This is a genomic window from Mycolicibacterium komossense, assembly GCF_025822605.1.
Taxonomy (GTDB): domain Bacteria; phylum Actinomycetota; class Actinomycetes; order Mycobacteriales; family Mycobacteriaceae; genus Mycobacterium; species Mycobacterium komossense.
Window position 1 is genome coordinate 1 of the sequence record NZ_JACKTY010000004.1, and the last position, 16,897, is coordinate 16,897.

Below are 16,897 nucleotides of genomic sequence, written 5' to 3' on the forward strand. Positions count from 1 at the left end.
ACAATCGAGCTGGTCATCGCCTACCGATCCGAATCTCGCCCCGCGTCAGGCCGATTTGCTCTGAACCAGTGGACTCAACTCACCCTGACACGCAGGGGTGCGCCGGTCGCCACGGACAAGCTCCCGCAGATGGGAGCTGGAGACGCACAGCGTCTGTAGGCACGACCAGCTCGACGTTAAGAGCTGGCCAGCTCAGTCACCCGCAGGAGGCAGCTAACTGCAGCCAGACCACACCACAACCCTCGGAACGCCCTAAGGAGACCGCAGCATGAGCGACACCATCCCCGAAACCCCCACAATCGACGGAGCCAGCTCCGCTGGACTCCCGGCCACACCCGCTGCGCCGACGCACGACGAGGGCGCCAACGAGCCTCAGAAGGTCAACAAAGAGGCCCAATACCGAGTCCAGCGCAACGAGGCCCGCACCGAGCGGGACGCCCTGGCCGCGAAGGTCGAACAGATGCAGCGCGCCGAGGTCGAACGGCTGGCCTCTGATGGCCTGAGCCATCCTGCTGACCTGTTCTCGCTGTCGGGCAACGAGGTGGCCGACTACCTGACCGATTCGGGTGACGTGGACGCCGCCAAGGTGGCCGCGGATGTCTCTGCCGTACTGGCCGAACGGCCCGGTCTGCGGAGAAACTCACCTGCGTTTGACCCAACCCAGGGCCACGGCGGCGGCAAGGCACCTGAGAAGCGGCTCCCGACGATGGCCGATTTCTTCCAGGCCAGCACCGACCACACACAACTCCCGAGCGTTCGCGCCAACTAGATCTCGGGGCGGGCCGTCTGTGGCGGCTCCCCTCGCAACACAAGCCTCCGTGAGGCACCCGAGGCCGATCTGTGATCGGCCCTATTCCATTGCAGAACAACACATCTAACGAAAGGTGGCCCTCATGGCTACTCAGCACTCAAACACCGCCGATGCCTGGACTCCCGAGGACTTCGGCAAGGTTCTGAACAAGGCGATCCAGGCCCAGTCGACCGCGTTCCGAGCGGGTTCGCTGTTCGGCACCGACAAGGTGCGTGTGAGCTTCCCGCTGTGGAGCTCCGACCCGTCTGCCGCTTGGCTGGACGAGCTGGAAGTGATCGTTCCGACGGACGGTGCGACGGGCTCGGTCACCAGCACGCCGTCCAAGGTCGGCGGCATCACGACGCTGTCCAATGAGATCCGCAACGACACCGACCCGGCGATTGCCGATCAGGCTGCCGCCGGTCTGGCGAACGACATCGCCAAGAAGATCGACGCCGCGTTCCTGGCGAACACCACGGCCAAGGCGAACAGCGGCCTCCTGTCACTGACCTCCTCGGTCGTGGACACCGGTGCCACGATCGCCAACGAGGATCCGTTCATCGACGCTATCTTCGCCGCCGAGGCTGTCGGCGCCAACATTGATCGGTGGATCATGCATCCCGATACCGCGAAGGTGCTGTCGAAGATCAAGAAGGGCACCGGCTCTAACGAGCGGCTGCTGGAGCGCACCACCGATGGCGCGTTCATCGCAGGCATCCGGGTGCTGACCGATCCCGCTGTCGACGCCAACACCAAGGCGTGGGGCCTGGACTCGACCCGCACCAAGATCGTGCTCCGACAGGGCACCGAGATGCGGATGTTCGACGTTCCGCGCCAGGACGCCATCGACGTTCGCGGCATCGCCCGCGTCGGCTTCGCGTTCCTGCATCCGCAGTCGGTCGTCCGTCTGCACGACGCCGCCTGATCGACGGACTAGTGGTTGAACGGGGGGAGGGGTCCAACAAGGCCCTTCCCTTCCTCAGGGGCTGGAACAAAGTCCTTGCAGACCCAACGGTCTCGCCAACTATCTCGAATCAGCAACTGGCCGTTACTGAGTCGGATTTTCTTCGCGCGGGCGAGCATCTCTTCGGCGAGGTTCTGAACCTCTTGGGCTTCCCAGGCAGCCGACATCACTCCGTCCGCCCTCTCGTGCCAGTCCTCGAAGGTTTCCGCAGTAAAGATCTCGGCGTCGCGCTCCGCATAATGGATGAAAAGGTCCTGGTCGTCATTGTTCGCGTAGATGCACGTGAGGACGTCATAGAAAGTGAGGGCGTCGGCGGGCCGGTAGAACTTCACATGCGCCCAGGGCCCTCCGTAAACGCGGAAAGCATCATCTGCGGTTACGGACGAACAGTTTGTGCCGCCGCTCTCGGCGTCGTTGTTATTCCTGTCGCAGATGTCTATGTGCTCCACTGCGCCACGCGGCGTTTTTATTGCCGCGATGGCGTGGCCTGCTTCGTGGTACGCAGTGTGACGCCGTTCGGGGTAGTCCTCGTCCACGTGTCAGAGCTTAGATGCGGAGAGCCGCCGGGGCTATGTGCTGCACTACGCACTCGCTAGAGCGCCGCTACTCGCGGGCACCGCTCTGGCCCGCGTCGCTCGCTCGTAGCAATGCGTTCTTGTGGTCGAGCGCAATGTTGTACGCCTGGTGACCGCTCTTAACGCCACCCGGCGGTGTGAGCACTGTGACTGGACCGCCCTCGAACTGGTGGGTGGCCGCCCACCATCCGGTCTCTAGGCGTGCCATCACGTAGGAGTGGCGTTGCCACGTGAGGATGGACGCACAAGACCCGCGCTCGTTCTTCGGCTCGAGGTCGTTGAACTTGAACTTCGTTGTCACGTTAGTTCTTTCACACCTGATCGTCGTTGTCGTTCTTGGTGATCAGATAGTCACAGGCGAGGCGGTCTCGGGCAAGAGGCGAACGGCACGCGCCCATCATTGATGCCGCTCAGAGAACGGACCCCACTCCAGGGGGGATCCCCTCCCGGCACCCTTCCCGACCGGTCGGTTATGCGGGTGCCGAATCGTGCGAGCAATAAACCCCTGTTTTTCCGAGAGTCAGTTAGAAAGAGGAAATATGCGTACACCTGCGGGTTTGCAGGCGCAGGGCAAGGCTCTGTGGAAGAAAATCACAGGCGAGTTCGACCTGGAAACCGAGCCAGACAGGCTGGAACTGCTGTTTCAGGCGTGCAAAACCGCCGACCAGATCGCCGAGCTAGACGAGGCAGCCGCCGAGGGCCCGCTGACCGTTAGGGGCAGCATGGGCCAGCCGGTGATCTCCCCGTTCATTGCAGAGGCTCGAGTTCAGCGCGGCTTGCTCGCCCAGTTGCTGGGCCGAATGAACTTCTCGGACACCGATGAGTAGGGCCGGTCGCAAGACGAAGCGGAAACGCCAGGCGATCGCCAAGAGGCAACCGTCTACGTCATTCGTCGACATCCTCAAGCGCCGACTCACTTCCCCCGCCGTCTCGAGGCCCTGGAACGAGGACGACGAACGGCGCTACCAGAAGCAGTTCAACAAGGCATCGCCGCTGAGCCATCAGCTCAGCCGCCAAATCATCTAGGAGACAACCATGACCCCGAATCTCACCCCCGGCGACAAAGCCACCGTGACCGGCCCCCTGCGGGTCACCGAGACCACCCCCGGGGGCTGCGTGTTTCTCAAGCCAGGCGAGACCGTCGAGGTGCTCGAACCCGCCAACGCCGAGGGTTCGGTGTTCGTCCAGGGCAACGAGTCCGGGCCGCGCCAGTACATTGCGGCTTCCTCGCTTACCCCGGTGGCGGACTGATGGCATACGCAACCGCTGCAGACGTTCAGGCCATCGCAGGACGGGAGCTTTCGACCGAGGAGATCGCACTCGCTACACGCCGACTGGCTCAGGTGGAGCGGATGATCGTCCGCAGGGTTCCCGACCTCGCCGGCCAAACCGAGGCAGGCGAGATCGACCGCCAGGACGTGATCGACATCGAAGCTGAGGCCGTGCTGCGGGTGCTCCGCAACCCCGAGGGCATCCGGTCGGAGACCGATGGCACCTACGGATACCAGCTTTCCAGCGAGGCAGCCGATAACCGGCTGCGGATCCTCCCCGAGGAGTGGCTGACGCTGGGCATCAAGCCCAGCAAGATGTTTCAGATCTCCCCAGGCCGCGGAGGAGTCGCGCTGTGAGCCTCCTCCGCCGCGGGATCGAGACCGTCAAGGTGTTCCAGGAGATCCAGAACCCGATCACCGACTCAGACGGCAACACCTGGACCCGACCGGCCAAGATTGGAACGCTCGTCCGAGCCGTGGTGCAGCCGCTGGGCTTGCTCGGCGCTCCATCCGAGAACCAGGACGGCGGGTTCCACACCGAGAGCCGTTACCGGCTCCGGTTGATCAACTACCCGAATATTCTTGGCGCTCAGTCGCAGATCGAGTGGCGCGGCAAGCGGTACTCCATCGAGGGTGACGCGATGATCTACAACGGGAGCCACCGAACTGCTCACGTCGATTACGTGATGGCGCGGAGGTAATCCGGCACGAGGCCGTCGTCCTGCTTCTCACCGGTTGGCCCCCGCCTGTTGCCGCTGTCGTGTCGGCCGTCCCAGGATGGGGCCTCCAACACAGCGAACGTCGCCAGTAGTTCGACGTAGGGACGCTAAGCCGCCGCGGCCAGCCCCTCGGCAGCAGTCACACCCGGCGGCAGCAGGCGCGCGGTGCGCTCGTTCACGTCGTAATCGATCAGCCGGTCCCTATGAAGCGGCTTCAACACATCCTTCCGGAACGACGGCAAGCCAGGGTGCTCCAACCAACGGAGCAGATCTGATTCGGCGACATCGCCCGCCTCGGTCAAGAGCAACAAAAGGGTCTGCTGCTTCCACGTCAATCCCTTACGCAGGACACGCTTCTTGTCGCCATGGGTCCACACCCACGTCACCTCACGCTCAACGAGGCCCTCAACGATCTCGGTCGCTTCCTCGGTCGTGAGCGTATGGAGCAGGCGAACCAACTCGGCCATGAGCCACTTGGACGTGTACAAAACTGCGGTGGCGTCCATGTGGTTCGGATCAACATCAGCGCCAGCGTGGCCGACACCCCGGTTGTTCCGGATGTCGTACAGCCCCATCATCATCCGAGGTATGAGAATGCGTGCCGTCCGGCTGTTCGGCACCTGTTGGTAGGTGCGCTCCATGTCCCAGCACGTGTTTGGGAATCTGCTCGGCTTCTCCGCGCGCGCCGGGTATGTCCCGCCCTCCAGCCAGCCCTTGCAAATCGTGTAGACGGCCTCGCACAGCTTGCCGCCGTTTAACTCCGAGGGCTCCCATTTGCGCTCCCGGTAGTTCTTGACGATCTCGTTGAACGCATTCAGTAGGTCGTCACGCAGGGTGGTCGGCAGGACCGAGAACGCGTCGGCCGGAGCGAGGCTCACGTTAGGTCCCCTCGCCGCGCAGCATGCCCTGCACGTACACCAATCCCTCGTGCGTCACCTTGTAGGTCTTGCGAGCCTGCCTGGACTTGCCTGTCTTTTGCACCTGGACGATCCGCGCCGGCTTCTTCTGCATGTTCGCGGTAAGCGCATCTGTGATGTTGCTGATGGCGTGGCCTAGGTTCTTGAGTTCTTTCTGCAGGACCGCCGACTGCCAGGTGCTTTGGCTCTGGATTGTCTGCAACCAGTACGCGGCGACGAGGGCCTTATCAGGGTTGGTCTTCGGCTGAGCCTTATCGAACAGGTCGGCGAAGTGTTCGTACACCGGGGCTTCCTCAGCGATCTCCTCGTCAGTGACCTCCTCGCCGCCGCCGCCGATTCCATTAGCGGCACCGCCGCCATGGCGACTACCCGATGAGACGTTCAGGCTCACGCCGTATCGCTCTGCTGCCCAACGCAGGACACGGCCACGCGCATCATCTTCGAGGTCAGCCAGCGCTGTGGCGAGTGCCGACATGGCTTCGATCTCGGGGTCCGCCATGATGCCTCCTATTGGCCAATGGACCTCAAGAGTATACCCAATGTTGACGCCAATAGAGTTCATGTCGCCTTCGAATACAACCGGCTCGCGGAGGACAGGTGACCCTAGCTCGTCAGGACGACTGCGGCTGCGGAGTCAGGCGGCTATAAGACCCTGTCGAAATAACTGCGTTCACCTTTGCGGCACAAGACATACCGCAGACGGGCGTCTAGGTAGAGCTGCCGTCGCTCCCCTTCGTCGGCAGTCTTCCACGCCTCCGCTTTCGTCTGGCCAGTCTCCTCGGCCACCCAGCCGGCCACGCGGCTCGGCACGGCCGCGAGCTGATCGCGCTTGGCCACCTGAGCCTTCAACCGCTCCATCCATAGCCGTTCATCCTCCGGTGTCGTCAATAGACCCGCGTCGGACTCCATCCGCAGCCGTTCGATAGTCGCGTTGACTTGCTCTAGCTCGGCACTGTGGTCCTCCCCAGGAAAGAACACACTTCGAGTCATAGGTTCGTCACCTCGGTTGTAGGTGAACTCGTGTGCCAATTGGAAATCCACGTCGTCACCCCGCGCCGACACCCCGTTGCAGTTCAACGGAGTGCGTCCGCACCTGTACGTGCGCCACTCTCGCATCTCCCCCGTGGTCTTGAGATTCTTACGGGTGGTCTGCTGAGCCAGCGAGGCCCCGCAGATGCCCTCGGCGACACCACACGCTGGGCACCCGGTGCAACCGCACACGGCAACGCCCAAAACCGGATTTGTCGTCTTGCTCGGTGTCCGCTGGCCCAGCTTCCGGAGCTGGGCAGCCTTCTGTATCTGCCGCCAAGTGTCGGCGTCGAAGGTCGCCGGTCCAAGCCGGATCGGCTCCCCGTCGGCGTCGAGCACCGTCATCGTCTGCTTGCCCCGCCCGGTCATCTTCAAGCCCTGAGTCCTCGGTGAGGTGAGTGCGTCGATCACGACGTTGACCGACCACGGCCGAGCCTTCGCAGGCTTCCCGGCAGCTACCCGCGCACGGTCCATGTTCGTGAGGTGACCGGACTCGTTGAGCCACGCGGCGATACGGATGAAGCTCCAGCCTTCCAGCAGACGACTGGCCATCGAGTGGAGCAACGCCTTGCCGGTCTCGTCGGTGTCGAGACCCTTGCCCTTGCCGCTGGGGTGATCGATCACCTTGAACCCCAGTGGTGGAACTCCCGAGGCCCAGCGGTCCATGCCGCGTAGTGCTCGGTGGCTGTCCTGAGCCCTCGTCTTGAACCTGTTCAACTCCAACTGGGCGAAAAACGAGCCGAGGTAGACAAATAGCTCGGCCATCATCTCGTCGATGCCCTTGACGGCACCGGGCCCCTTGGGCCGATAGTCCAGCGTCAGGCCGTCATCCGCGAACGCGACGACCTTCCGCCGTTCTTCGGCCCAGCGGGCGAAGTCCACACAGTGACGGGTCGACCGGAAAGCCCGATCCATCTTCGACCAGACGATCACGTCCCACGCGGCTGCCCCCTCCTCGGTGAGCCACGGTCCGAGGTCTGGGCGATCTTCGGGTCGTTTCTCAGCTGACACCCCGAGATCCTCGAACTGGCCCACGACCTCGTACCCCTTGGCCTCGGCCCACTTCGTCGTGGCCTCCAACTGCGCCAAGTGCGAGACCTTCTGCGGCCCTTGGACTACCGAGACTCGTGCGCCGACGATCGCGCGTGGAGCTTGCTTCGACATGGTTGCAATCGTATCTCCACTTGCTGATCCAGCATCATCCCCACCAACAGAGCAAACGGATTGGCCGCGAGCAGCGCATCGGCCGCGGGATCCTGCACAAGCTGCAGCTTCGACATCCGGTCAGTCTAAGACGCCCCGACTCATCCATTCGGGCCCGAGTCCGGTCAATTCGGGAGTCTGCGCGCCGGGGGGTGTGCGATCGTAAAGGCCGATAACCGGTGGTCGCCGGCGGATAAGCCCTGAGGAGACGGACATGAGACGGGTCATCGCACCTCTTGTCGGGGCGGCCGTCACCGCCATTGCCTTGGCAAGCTCAGCCCAAGCGATCCCCGACCAGGGCACACCGGCCTTCGACGAATACCTCCAAGGCCTGCAACGCAACGGCTACAACCTCAATCCGGATACTGCGTGGCGGGTTGCCCATCAGGCATGCATCGGTGGCCTCCCGGGATACATCGGTTTGGAACTGGCCGCACAAGGGGTGATCGGCCCGGGCGCGCAAGATCGCGTGATGGACGTGGCCAGAAAGTACGCCTGCCCGGTTCAGTAGCCGACACCTCGTCATCGCGAGGCTAGATTCACCTCCATGTCCGGCGAGTTCGCGTTCGCGTTGGCCGCAGCGCTGCTCCTCGTCGCCGCAGCGGCAGCCGTGATCGTGGTGCGCACCCGCCGCGTCGTCGCCACCCCGACCGAGCGCGCGGTGCACGCCACCTTGCACACCGCCTCGCTCGCCGCCCGCGCCCTGCGCAAGGGACTGGACGCCGACTCCGCTGCCGCGGCGATCCCCTATCTGCGTGATCTCACCGGCACCGAGGGCGTCGCCCTCTACGACGGCGACGCGCACCTGCTCGCGCACGAGCCGCCCGCCGATCCGATGTGGACACCAACGTTGTTGACGCGCTGTCAGCGGGCGGCGCAAGTGTCGATCGCCGGCCAGCGACGGGTACTGGCCGGCGGCGAGGAGCCCGCGGTGGTCGCCCAACCACTACTGCCCGACGACAGCAGTGTCGACGGCGTGCTGGTCATCGTCACCGACACCACACCGGGCCCCGGCATGCTCGGCGCGGTCGGCGAAGTCGCGCGGTACGCGACCAGCCAGCTCGAGCTCGCCGAACTCGACGCGTCACGGGCCCGGCTCGACCGTGCCGAGGTTCTGGCGCTGCGGGCCCAGATCAGCCCGCATTTCGTCTACAACGCACTGAACACCATCGCGTCCTTCGTCCGAACCGATCCGGACCGGGCCCGTGAGCTGATCCTCGACTTCGCCGACTTCACCCGATACTCCTTCCGGGCGGCCGGCCCCTACACACTGCTGGCCGACGAACTGCGCAACATCGATCGCTACGTCACGCTGGAGCGCGCCCGGTTCGGCGCGGCACTGGACGTCAAGCTGCAGGTCGCCCCGGAAGTGCTCAACGTCGTCGTCCCCTTCCTGGCCCTGCAACCGTTGGTGGAGAACGCCGTTCGGCACGGCCTGGCCGGTCGCGCCGGCGGCATGATCACCGTGATCGCCCGCGACGAGGGCGCCGACTGTGTCATCACCGTCGAGGACGACGGCGTCGGGATGGATCCGGAGGTCCTGCAATCGGCGCACGCCGACGCGCTCGGCACCGACCCGAACGGCGACCAGACGGCCCACGTCGGGCTGACCAATGTCGACCATCGGCTGCGCGCCGCATTCGGCAACGATTACGGTCTGGTGGTCGAGACGTCCCTCGGGGCGGGCACGAAGGTGATCATGCGGGTGCCCAAATTCCGTCCCGGTGTCCATGTCTAGCGCAATCGGAGGTCACCGCACGTGACCCGGCTACTCGACGTGCTCGCCGTCGATGACGAACGTCCCGCGCTCGATGAATTGACCTACCTCCTAGACGAACACCCTTGTGTGGGCAGGGTGCACGGCGTCGGTGACGCGAACTCGGCCCTACGGGAACTGACCGAACGCCGTCATGACGCGATCTTCCTCGACATCAATATGCCCGGCCTGTCCGGCCTCGAACTCGCCGCGGTGCTGGCCAACTTCTCCCAGCCGCCCGCGGTGGTTTTCGTGACCGCGCACGAGGACAAGGCCGTCGCTGCCTTCGATGTCGGCGCGACGGACTATCTACTGAAACCGCTTCGCGCACAGCGCCTCGACGAGGCGGTCCGCCGCGTGCTCGCCGCGCGCACAGCCGAGCCGGCGGCCGCGGACGGCGGTGACGAAGTGCTGCCCGTCGAGCTCGGTGGCGTCACCCATCTGGTCCGCAGGGACAGCATCGGCTGGGTGGAAGCCGACGGCGATTACGCCCGGCTGCACGCGTCATCGGGTTCACATCTGGTCCGGATCCCGTTGTCGTCACTCGAAAGCCGCTGGCGCAACCACGGTTTCCAGCGCGTGCATCGATCGTATCTGGTTGCTCTGCATCATGTTTCGGGACTACGCAGTACCGACGGCGGCGTACTGGTCCGGGTCAAGGTCAACGGCGAATCCCCTGCCGTCGAGCTGCCCGTCAGCCGCCGCCAGACCCGGGAACTGCGGGACCGGCTGGTGCGGGAGCCGATGCGCAATTATCGCCCGGGCGCCAATGACCAATCCTGAACCCACTCCGCGCAAACGGGTGGTGCTCGCGCACCGCCGGGGCGCGCGCATGGTCCGGACCCGCGTCGAGCTCCAGGAGCAGACCGAGGTCGGTGACGCGCTGGTGCGCGGCCTGGTCCGAGCGCAGCTCGGTCTCGCCCTACGCCTGGCCACGGTGGTGCTGTGCATCATCGGGGCGATTCCGCTACTCGGAAACGCTTTTCCCGCCTTGGAGGCGCTGACGCTATTCGGCGTCAAGGTGAACTGGCTGATTCTGAGCGTCCTGCTCTATGCCCTGCTCTTTGGCGTCGGCCGACTGTTCGTCCGACTGGCCGAGCAGGGTGAGCGCGATTTCATCGGCATCGTGAACGACGGTCTCGCCGACAACGCCGACGAACCATGACCGCTCTGACAGCTTCCGCGCTGCTGTTGGCGGCGTTGGCGACGGTGCTCGTCGGCGCATACGGCGGCCGACTGTCGCGGACCACCTCCGATTTCCTGGTGGCCTCGCGCACCGTCGGCCCGCGGTGGAACGCCGCCGCAATATCCGGTGAATATCTCTCCGCCGCCTCGTTTCTCGGTGTCGCCGGGTTGGTCGCCAAATATGGTGCCGACGCACTCTGGTACCCGGTCGGATTCACCGCCGGGTATCTCGGCTTGCTGTTGTTCGTTTCCGCGCCGCTGCGCCGCTCAGGCGCCTACACAGTGCCGGATTTCGCCGAGTTCCGGCTGGGCTCGCCGCGGGTACGGACGGTGAGCATGCTCGTGGTCGTGGTGATCTGCGTGCTCTACCTGGTCCCGCAGTATCAAGGAGCCGGGCTCACCCTGAAAATCCTTCTCGGCGTGCCCGTCTGGATCGGACCAGTGGCCGTCGCTGCCATCGTGATCGCCAACGTCGTCGGTGGCGGCATGCGCTCGATCACCTTCGTGCAGGCGTTTCAGTACTGGCTCAAACTGACGGCCATCGCGGTCCCGGCGCTGGCACTGTCGGTGCTGTTCCTGACCGACCGCACCGACCTCGGTGGCCCGCTGCCGCCGGCCGTGCAGCAACAGACCACCGTCTCCGTCGAAACCGATGTGGTGGTCCAGGTCCCGCGACCGGCGGGGATCTCCGTCACGGGAACTCTGGATGGGCACCACCTCGACGACGCCACCATTCCCGGGCCCGGCCAGTACACCCTGGGCCGGGGCACCACGCTGACCTTGGCCGCCGGCGCCAGCACCCCGGTGGTGGCGGGCACTCCGGCCAACAGCGACCAGTGGCTCGCCTCCGGTGGTGGTCTGGGCGGGGGTCACCCGCTCTACCAAGTACTTTCGATCATCATCGCGACATTCCTCGGCACCATGGGCCTGCCGCACGTGCTGGTCAGGTTCTATACCAACCCCGACGGCAGGGCCGCCCGGCGCACGGCCCTGGCCGTGATCGCCCTACTGTCGCTGTTCTATCTGTTCCCCACTTTGCTCGGCGTGTTCGCCCGCCTCTACGTACCGCAGCTGCTCATCACCGGGACCGCCGATGCCGCGGTGCTGCTGCTGCCGAGCGCGGCACTCGGTGGTTGGCTCGGCGCCGGGCTGGCCGCGCTGGTGGCGGCCGGCGCCATCGCGGCGTTCCTGGCCACCTCGTCGGGTCTGCTCGTCAGCATCGCCGGCGCGCTGGCCACCGACGTGCTGCGCGGAGGGGTCCGCGACTTCCGGCTGGCGGCGCTCGTCGGCGGGGTGGTCCCGATCCCGCTCGCCCTGGCGGCGTCGTCGATCGAACTGTCCCGCAGCGTCGGTCTGGTCTTCGCGGTCGCGGCCTCCACGCTGTGTCCACTGCTGGTGCTCGGCATCTGGTGGCGACGGCTGACCAGCGTCGGCGCCATCTGCGGACTGGCCGTGGGCGGCGTCCTATCGGGAACGGCAACCACGCTGGCCGTCACCGGCGGTATCGACGACGGACTGCTCGGCGGCTGGCCGGCCGCGTTGATCGGCTATCCGGCCGCGGTCACCGTGCCCTTGGCGTTCCTGACGATGGTGGTCGCCAGCCGGCTGACGGGATCGACCGCACCCCCGGATGTGGCCCGCATTTTCGCCAGGATGCACGTGCCCGAACGGCTGGGGATGGGCGTCGAACGCCTGCCCCGCGACTGACCGCTCATCGCCGGCCACACACCGTTTGCCGCAGGGCTCTGGGCTTCCGCGGGCCACCCTGCCAAAGTCCTGTGAATGTGATCTCGGTCTCAATATGCTCGTGCGCACACGCAGTTCACATCGAGGTCAGGAGCATCCGGTGTCCACCACCGATCTGCCGTCCGCCCCCACCGGGGAGCAGTTCATCGCCGCCCAGGCCAGCCCGGAATTCCAGGAACTCCGGAGTCGCCTACGCCGCTTCGTCTTTCCGATGACGGCCTTCTTCCTCATCTGGTATGCCACCTACGTCGTCCTCGGCGCCTTCGCCCACGACTTCATGGCCACTCCCGTGTTCGGCAACGTCAACGTCGGTCTGCTGATCGGGCTGGGCCAGTTCCTGACCACCTTCATCATCACCGGTCTCTACGTCCGGTTCGCCAACCGTGAACTCGACCCACGGGCGGCCGCCATCCGCACCGAGCTGGAAGGGGGATCCCAGTGACCACCACGCTTCTCGCCGCCGAAACCGTCGGCAATCCCGTCGCCAATATCGGCATCTTCGCCGCCTTCGTCGTCGTGACGATGATCGTGGTCGTCAAGGCCAGCAAGCGCAACGCCACGGCCGACGAATTCTTCACCGGCGGAAGATCTTTCACCGGACCGCAGAACGGCATCGCGATCGCCGGTGACTACCTGTCAGCAGCGAGCTTCCTCGGCATCGCCGGTGCCATCGCGGTCTACGGCTACGACGGCTTCCTCTACTCCATCGGGTTCCTGGTGGCCTGGCTGGTGGCGCTGCTGCTGGTCGCCGAATTGTTGCGCAACACCGGCAGATTCACGATGGCCGACGTGCTGAGCTTCCGCCTGCGGCAGCGCCCGGTCCGGATGGCGGCGGCCACCTCGACGCTGACGGTCTCGTTGTTCTATCTGCTGGCGCAGATGGCCGGTGCCGGCGGCCTGGTCGCACTGTTGCTCGACGTCAAGAGCCGTGGCGGGCAGTCTCTGGTGATCGCCGTCGTCGGCATCCTGATGATCGTCTACGTGCTGGTCGGCGGGATGAAAGGCACCACATGGGTGCAGATCATCAAGGCGTGTCTGCTGATCGCCGGCGCCGGCCTGATGACCGTGATGGTGCTGGCCAAATTCGGGCTGAATTTCTCCGACATCCTTGGCTCCGCCCAGACCGCGGTGTCCGAAGCCACCACCAAGGGTGTCGCCGGCCGCGACGTCCTGGCGCCCGGCGCCCAGTACGGCGGTTCGACGACGTCGCAGATCAACTTCATCTCACTGGCGCTGGCGCTGGTGCTGGGCACCGCCGGTCTGCCGCATGTGCTGATGCGGTTCTACACCGTGCCCACCGCCAAAGAGGCCCGGCGATCGGTGGTCTGGGCGATCGCCCTGATCGGCGCCTTCTATCTGTTCACCCTGGTACTCGGCTACGGCGCGGCAGCCTTGGTCGGCCCCGACCGAATCCTGGCCGCGGCAGGCGGGGTCAACTCGGCCGCACCGCTGCTGGCCTTCGAACTCGGCGGGGTCATCTTGCTCGGCGTCATCTCGGCGGTCGCCTTCGCGACGATCCTCGCGGTGGTCGCCGGCCTGACCATCACCGCGTCGGCCTCGTTCGCGCATGACATCTACGCGAATCTGGTGCGCCACGGGGATAGGAAAGTGACCGAGCAGGAACAGGTGCGGGTCTCACGGATCACCGCCGTGGTGCTCGGTGTGCTCGCCATCGGTCTCGGCATCCTGGCCAACGGCCAGAACGTGGCGTTCCTGGTGGCCTTGGCGTTCGCGATCGCCGCCGCGGCCAACCTGCCGACCATCATCTTCTCGCTGTACTGGGCCCGGTTCAACACCCGCGGTGCGCTGTGGAGCATGTACGGCGGGCTGATCTCAACCCTGGTGCTGATCGTCTTCTCCCCCGCCGTGTCCGGCGCGAAAACGGCGATGATCCCCAGCGTCGACTTCGCCTGGTTCCCGCTGGCCAACCCCGGCATCGTCTCGATTCCGCTGGCCTTCATCCTCGGAGTCGTCGGCACGCTGGCCTCCTCGGAGCGTGGCGACCCGGCCATCAACGCCGAGATGGAAGTCCGCTCGCTGACCGGCGTCGGCGCCGAAAAGGCCGTCAACCACTAAGCCGGGAAGGGGTAGCCCTGCCGCGACGTTGCGGGGTTACATGACGCAGACTCGGACGGTGACACCGCCGACCAACACCGCGCGAAGGCGCTATGGATTCGCCCTCCTGACCTACGCTTTCGCTGCGGTGATGATCGGCACCACCCTGCCGACACCGATGTACGCGCTCTACGCGGACCGCATGCATTTCGCGGTGTTCACCACCACGGTCATCTTCGCGACCTACGCCGTCGGTGTGCTCTTCGCGTTGCTCGCATTCGGCCGCTGGTCCGATGCGGTGGGCAGGCGGCCGATGCTGCTGGCCGGGGTGGTGGCCGCGCTGATCAGTGCAGTGCTCTTTCTGGTGGCGCACACGGTGCCCGAATTGCTGGTCGCCCGGGTGCTCTCGGGGCTGTCGGCGGGGCTGTTCACGGGCACGGCCACGGCGGCGGTCATCGAGGCCGCGCCGGAGAGCTGGAAGTCCAGAGCCGCCGCGGTGGCGACAGTCGCCAATATCGGCGGACTCGGGCTGGGCCCGCTGGTCGCCGGCATCCTGGTGCAGTACGCACCGGCACCGCTGGCGCTGAGCTTCATCGTCCACATCGTGTTGATGGTGTTGGCCGGCGGCGCCGTGTTGTTCTCCGCCGAGACCTCCGAACGCCAAGGCACGATCGGCATCCAGCGGCTGTCCGTGCCGCCGCAGACCAGGGCGGTGTTCGCCACCGCCGTCACCGCCGCGTTCGCCGGTTTCGCGGTGACAGGCTTGTTCACGGCCGTCGCCCCCTCCTTCATCTCCAACGTCATCGGTATCGGCAACCACGCGGTTGCGGGCGCAATCGTCTGCTCGGTGTTCGCCGCCTCGGCGGTGGCGCAGATACTCGGGCTCCGGATACCGCCGCCGCGCGCGATCGCGGCCGGTTGTGCGCTGCTCGTGGTCGGGATGCTCATGTTGGCTGTGGCGCTGCATTTTTCGTCGCTGCCCGGTTTGATCGCGGCGGCCGTGGTGGCCGGCGTCGGACAGGGCATCAGCTTCGGCCGCGGCCTGGCCGCGATTTCCGATCAGACCCCACCGGAGCGTCGGGCCGAAGTCAGCTCGACCTACTTTGTCGTCGCCTATATCGCCATCGCGGTACCGGTGATCGGTGAGGGCGTGGCGAGCCAGCATTGGGGTCTGCGGACCGCGGGCGTGACGTTCGCGATCGCCGTGGCCGTGCTGTCGGCGGTGTGCCTGGTGGCGGTGCTGATCCAGGAACGTGCCGACAAGATCTAGTCCCCACTGCGCTCGCGATATTTAGGGACTTCTACTCAGGTGCCCGCGGGCCCCGAGAACCTACGTTGGCCGCATGCCATTGAGACTCGGGTTCCCCGGCCCCGCCGAGGTCGCCGCGCAGACCCCGCCCGATCGCGACCGGGCCATCGACGTCATCCGCATCGCCGCGCTGACCGGAGTGGTCATCGGCCATACCGTGATGGCCACCAGCATGATCCGCGACGAGGTGTTCATCTGGGACAACCTGCTGACCACATCCGTCGTGTTCCAGGCTCTGACCTGGGTGTTTCAGATCATGCCGCTGTTCTTCTTCGCCGGCGCCGCGGCCTGTGTGGAGTCCTGGCAACCGGGTGCCGGTTGGGGTGGCTGGCTGATGAAGCGCTGTACCCGGCTGTTCCGTCCGGTGTTCTATTACGTGGCGTTCTGGGTGGTCACTCTGCTGGTACTGCACCGGGTGCTGCCGGTGCACGTCTACGAACCCATCGCCGGGATCTCCATCCAGTTGCTGTGGTTTCTCGGCGCGTACGTACTGATGCTCGCCGCGGTCCCGCTGCTGTACCGGATCACCACCACAGCACAGCTGGCCGCGGCGGTCGCCGGGGTGTACACCACCGTGATGGTGGTCGACGTCATCCGGCTGCACCTGCCCGCCTTGGCGCCGCTCGGCTATCTGAACATGGCGGCCTGGGTGATCCCCGGTCTATTCGGCGTGGCGTATCGCCGCCGGATGATCGACGGTGCGGCCGCGCTCAAGCTGGGCCTGCTGATGTTGGGCGCCAACCTGGCCCTGCTGTGGTTCGGACCGTACGAACTGAGCCTGGTCGGTATCGAAGGACAGCGCCCGGCGAATATGACGCCACCGTCGCTGCTGCTGGCCGGCCACGCAATCATGATGTGCGCGTTCGCGATCGCGGCGGCACCGGCGATCGCCAGGTGGGCGCAGCGTCCCCGGGTTTGGTGGCTCACGGTGATCGGCAACTCCGGCGCGATGACGCTGTATCTGTGGCATATGCCCGCACTGCTGCTGATGCACCTGGCGTTCGACCAGCTGGGGCTCTACCGATATCCAGGTCAACCAGACCTGCTGCCACTGAGCATCATTCAATTGGCCATCATGCTCGTCGTCGTAGGCGTGCTGTTCCTGACGCTGCGCCCGCTGGAGAACAATCCGCTGCCCGGCTGGGATGGCCCGATAGCCACCGAGCCAGGACCGCGCAGCGGGATTGTCGGTGCGATGCTGTGTCTGGCCGGCGCGGTGACGTTGGCAGCGGTGAAGTGGGGCCTCAAGGACGACGGTCTCTACTGCGTGGCGGTCATGGTCGCAGCATTGATCGGCGCCCGGTTGCTCAGCCGCACGTCCCGGCACGCCTCAGTGTTGAGTCAGAGCTGAGTGCGGCTCCCACTCGAACCTATCCGC

Annotated in this window: 21 protein-coding genes and 1 pseudogene; 16 read left to right on the forward strand and 6 right to left on the reverse strand. The window is 65.5% G+C overall.

The window, feature by feature from the left end:
* Positions 1-268: 268 nt before the first annotated feature.
* Both H7J73_RS00115 and H7J73_RS00120 read left to right on the forward strand, forming a co-directional pair.
* On the forward strand, positions 269-769 hold the full coding sequence (locus H7J73_RS00115; protein ID WP_264065178.1) for a hypothetical protein: 501 nt from the start codon (positions 269-271) through the stop codon (positions 767-769).
* Positions 770-893: 124 nt separating this feature from the next.
* Positions 894-1,715 carry a phage major capsid protein gene (locus tag H7J73_RS00120; RefSeq protein WP_264065179.1) on the forward strand — a complete coding sequence of 274 codons (822 nt, stop codon included), beginning with the start codon at positions 894-896 and terminating at the stop codon, positions 1,713-1,715.
* Positions 1,716-1,723: 8 nt separating this feature from the next.
* On the opposite strand, the gene H7J73_RS00125 is transcribed toward H7J73_RS00120, so the two are convergent.
* Positions 1,724-2,290 carry a hypothetical protein gene (locus H7J73_RS00125; protein ID WP_264065180.1) on the reverse strand — a complete coding sequence of 189 codons (567 nt, stop codon included), beginning with the start codon at positions 2,288-2,290 and terminating at the stop codon, positions 1,724-1,726.
* A gap of 67 nt (positions 2,291-2,357) precedes the next feature.
* Entirely contained in the window at positions 2,358-2,630 is a 273-nt protein-coding gene (locus H7J73_RS00130) for a hypothetical protein (protein ID WP_264065181.1), read from the reverse strand.
* Positions 2,631-2,868: 238 nt separating this feature from the next.
* Here H7J73_RS00130 and H7J73_RS00135 point away from each other — a divergent pair, with 238 nt between their 5' ends.
* From H7J73_RS00135 to H7J73_RS00155, 5 genes are read left to right on the forward strand one after another with little or no spacing between them, the layout of a single operon-like run.
* Positions 2,869-3,156 carry a hypothetical protein gene (locus H7J73_RS00135; RefSeq protein WP_264065182.1) on the forward strand — a complete coding sequence of 96 codons (288 nt, stop codon included), beginning with the start codon at positions 2,869-2,871 and terminating at the stop codon, positions 3,154-3,156.
* Positions 3,149-3,355, forward strand: coding sequence for a hypothetical protein (locus tag H7J73_RS00140; RefSeq protein WP_264065183.1), 207 nt, complete (start codon positions 3,149-3,151; stop codon positions 3,353-3,355). The genes H7J73_RS00135 and H7J73_RS00140 overlap by 8 nt, the downstream gene beginning before the upstream one ends.
* A 9-nt stretch (positions 3,356-3,364) precedes the next feature.
* Complete coding sequence (locus tag H7J73_RS00145) at positions 3,365-3,580, forward strand: ferredoxin reductase domain-containing protein (RefSeq protein ID WP_264065184.1); 216 nt, start codon at positions 3,365-3,367, stop codon at positions 3,578-3,580.
* The gene (locus H7J73_RS00150; RefSeq protein WP_264065185.1) at positions 3,580-3,957 is read left to right on the forward strand and encodes a Gp19/Gp15/Gp42 family protein; all 378 of its coding nucleotides are present in this window, start codon (positions 3,580-3,582) and stop codon (positions 3,955-3,957) included. The genes H7J73_RS00145 and H7J73_RS00150 overlap by 1 nt, the downstream gene beginning before the upstream one ends.
* Positions 3,954-4,301 carry a hypothetical protein gene (locus tag H7J73_RS00155; protein WP_264065186.1) on the forward strand — a complete coding sequence of 116 codons (348 nt, stop codon included), beginning with the start codon at positions 3,954-3,956 and terminating at the stop codon, positions 4,299-4,301. The genes H7J73_RS00150 and H7J73_RS00155 overlap by 4 nt, the downstream gene beginning before the upstream one ends.
* A gap of 125 nt (positions 4,302-4,426) precedes the next feature.
* Here the strand turns inward: H7J73_RS00155 and H7J73_RS00160 are convergent, their stop codons facing one another.
* From H7J73_RS00160 to H7J73_RS00175, 4 genes and pseudogenes are all read right to left on the reverse strand, one after another.
* On the reverse strand, positions 4,427-5,197 hold the full coding sequence (locus tag H7J73_RS00160; protein WP_264065187.1) for a hypothetical protein: 771 nt from the start codon (positions 5,195-5,197) through the stop codon (positions 4,427-4,429).
* A gap of 1 nt (position 5,198) precedes the next feature.
* Entirely contained in the window at positions 5,199-5,735 is a 537-nt protein-coding gene (locus tag H7J73_RS00165) for a hypothetical protein (protein ID WP_264065188.1), read from the reverse strand.
* 143 nt (positions 5,736-5,878) lie between these two features.
* Positions 5,879-7,429, reverse strand: a complete 1,551-nt coding sequence (locus tag H7J73_RS00170) for a recombinase family protein (RefSeq protein ID WP_264065189.1) — start codon at positions 7,427-7,429, stop codon at positions 5,879-5,881.
* Positions 7,430-7,440: 11 nt separating this feature from the next.
* A pseudogene (locus tag H7J73_RS00175) lies at positions 7,441-7,545 on the reverse strand (HhH-GPD-type base excision DNA repair protein); the annotation flags it as partial.
* A 137-nt stretch (positions 7,546-7,682) separates the two neighbouring features.
* Between H7J73_RS00175 and H7J73_RS00180 the strand changes: the two are divergent.
* The 9 genes from H7J73_RS00180 (at position 7,683) to H7J73_RS00220 (ending at position 16,870) form a co-directional block, all read left to right on the forward strand.
* On the forward strand, positions 7,683-7,979 hold the full coding sequence (locus H7J73_RS00180) for a DUF732 domain-containing protein (RefSeq protein WP_264065190.1): 297 nt from the start codon (positions 7,683-7,685) through the stop codon (positions 7,977-7,979).
* Positions 7,980-8,015: 36 nt separating this feature from the next.
* A complete protein-coding gene (locus H7J73_RS00185; protein ID WP_264065191.1) occupies positions 8,016-9,206 on the forward strand; it encodes a sensor histidine kinase in 1,191 nt (396 codons plus the stop codon).
* 21 nt (positions 9,207-9,227) lie between these two features.
* The gene (locus tag H7J73_RS00190) at positions 9,228-10,007 is read left to right on the forward strand and encodes a LytR/AlgR family response regulator transcription factor (protein WP_264065192.1); all 780 of its coding nucleotides are present in this window, start codon (positions 9,228-9,230) and stop codon (positions 10,005-10,007) included.
* On the forward strand, positions 9,994-10,389 hold the full coding sequence (locus tag H7J73_RS00195) for a hypothetical protein (RefSeq protein ID WP_264065193.1): 396 nt from the start codon (positions 9,994-9,996) through the stop codon (positions 10,387-10,389). Before H7J73_RS00190 ends, H7J73_RS00195 begins: the two co-directional genes overlap by 14 nt.
* The gene (locus H7J73_RS00200; protein ID WP_264065194.1) at positions 10,386-12,116 is read left to right on the forward strand and encodes a sodium/solute symporter; all 1,731 of its coding nucleotides are present in this window, start codon (positions 10,386-10,388) and stop codon (positions 12,114-12,116) included. Before H7J73_RS00195 ends, H7J73_RS00200 begins: the two co-directional genes overlap by 4 nt.
* A 139-nt stretch (positions 12,117-12,255) precedes the next feature.
* On the forward strand, positions 12,256-12,597 hold the full coding sequence (locus H7J73_RS00205; protein WP_264065195.1) for a DUF485 domain-containing protein: 342 nt from the start codon (positions 12,256-12,258) through the stop codon (positions 12,595-12,597).
* Positions 12,594-14,231, forward strand: a complete 1,638-nt coding sequence (locus tag H7J73_RS00210; RefSeq protein WP_264065196.1) for a monocarboxylic acid transporter — start codon at positions 12,594-12,596, stop codon at positions 14,229-14,231. The genes H7J73_RS00205 and H7J73_RS00210 overlap by 4 nt, the downstream gene beginning before the upstream one ends.
* A 40-nt stretch (positions 14,232-14,271) precedes the next feature.
* On the forward strand, positions 14,272-15,480 hold the full coding sequence (locus H7J73_RS00215; RefSeq protein ID WP_435405398.1) for an MFS transporter: 1,209 nt from the start codon (positions 14,272-14,274) through the stop codon (positions 15,478-15,480).
* A gap of 73 nt (positions 15,481-15,553) precedes the next feature.
* Entirely contained in the window at positions 15,554-16,870 is a 1,317-nt protein-coding gene (locus tag H7J73_RS00220) for an acyltransferase family protein (protein WP_264065198.1), read from the forward strand.
* Positions 16,871-16,897 lie beyond the last annotated feature (27 nt).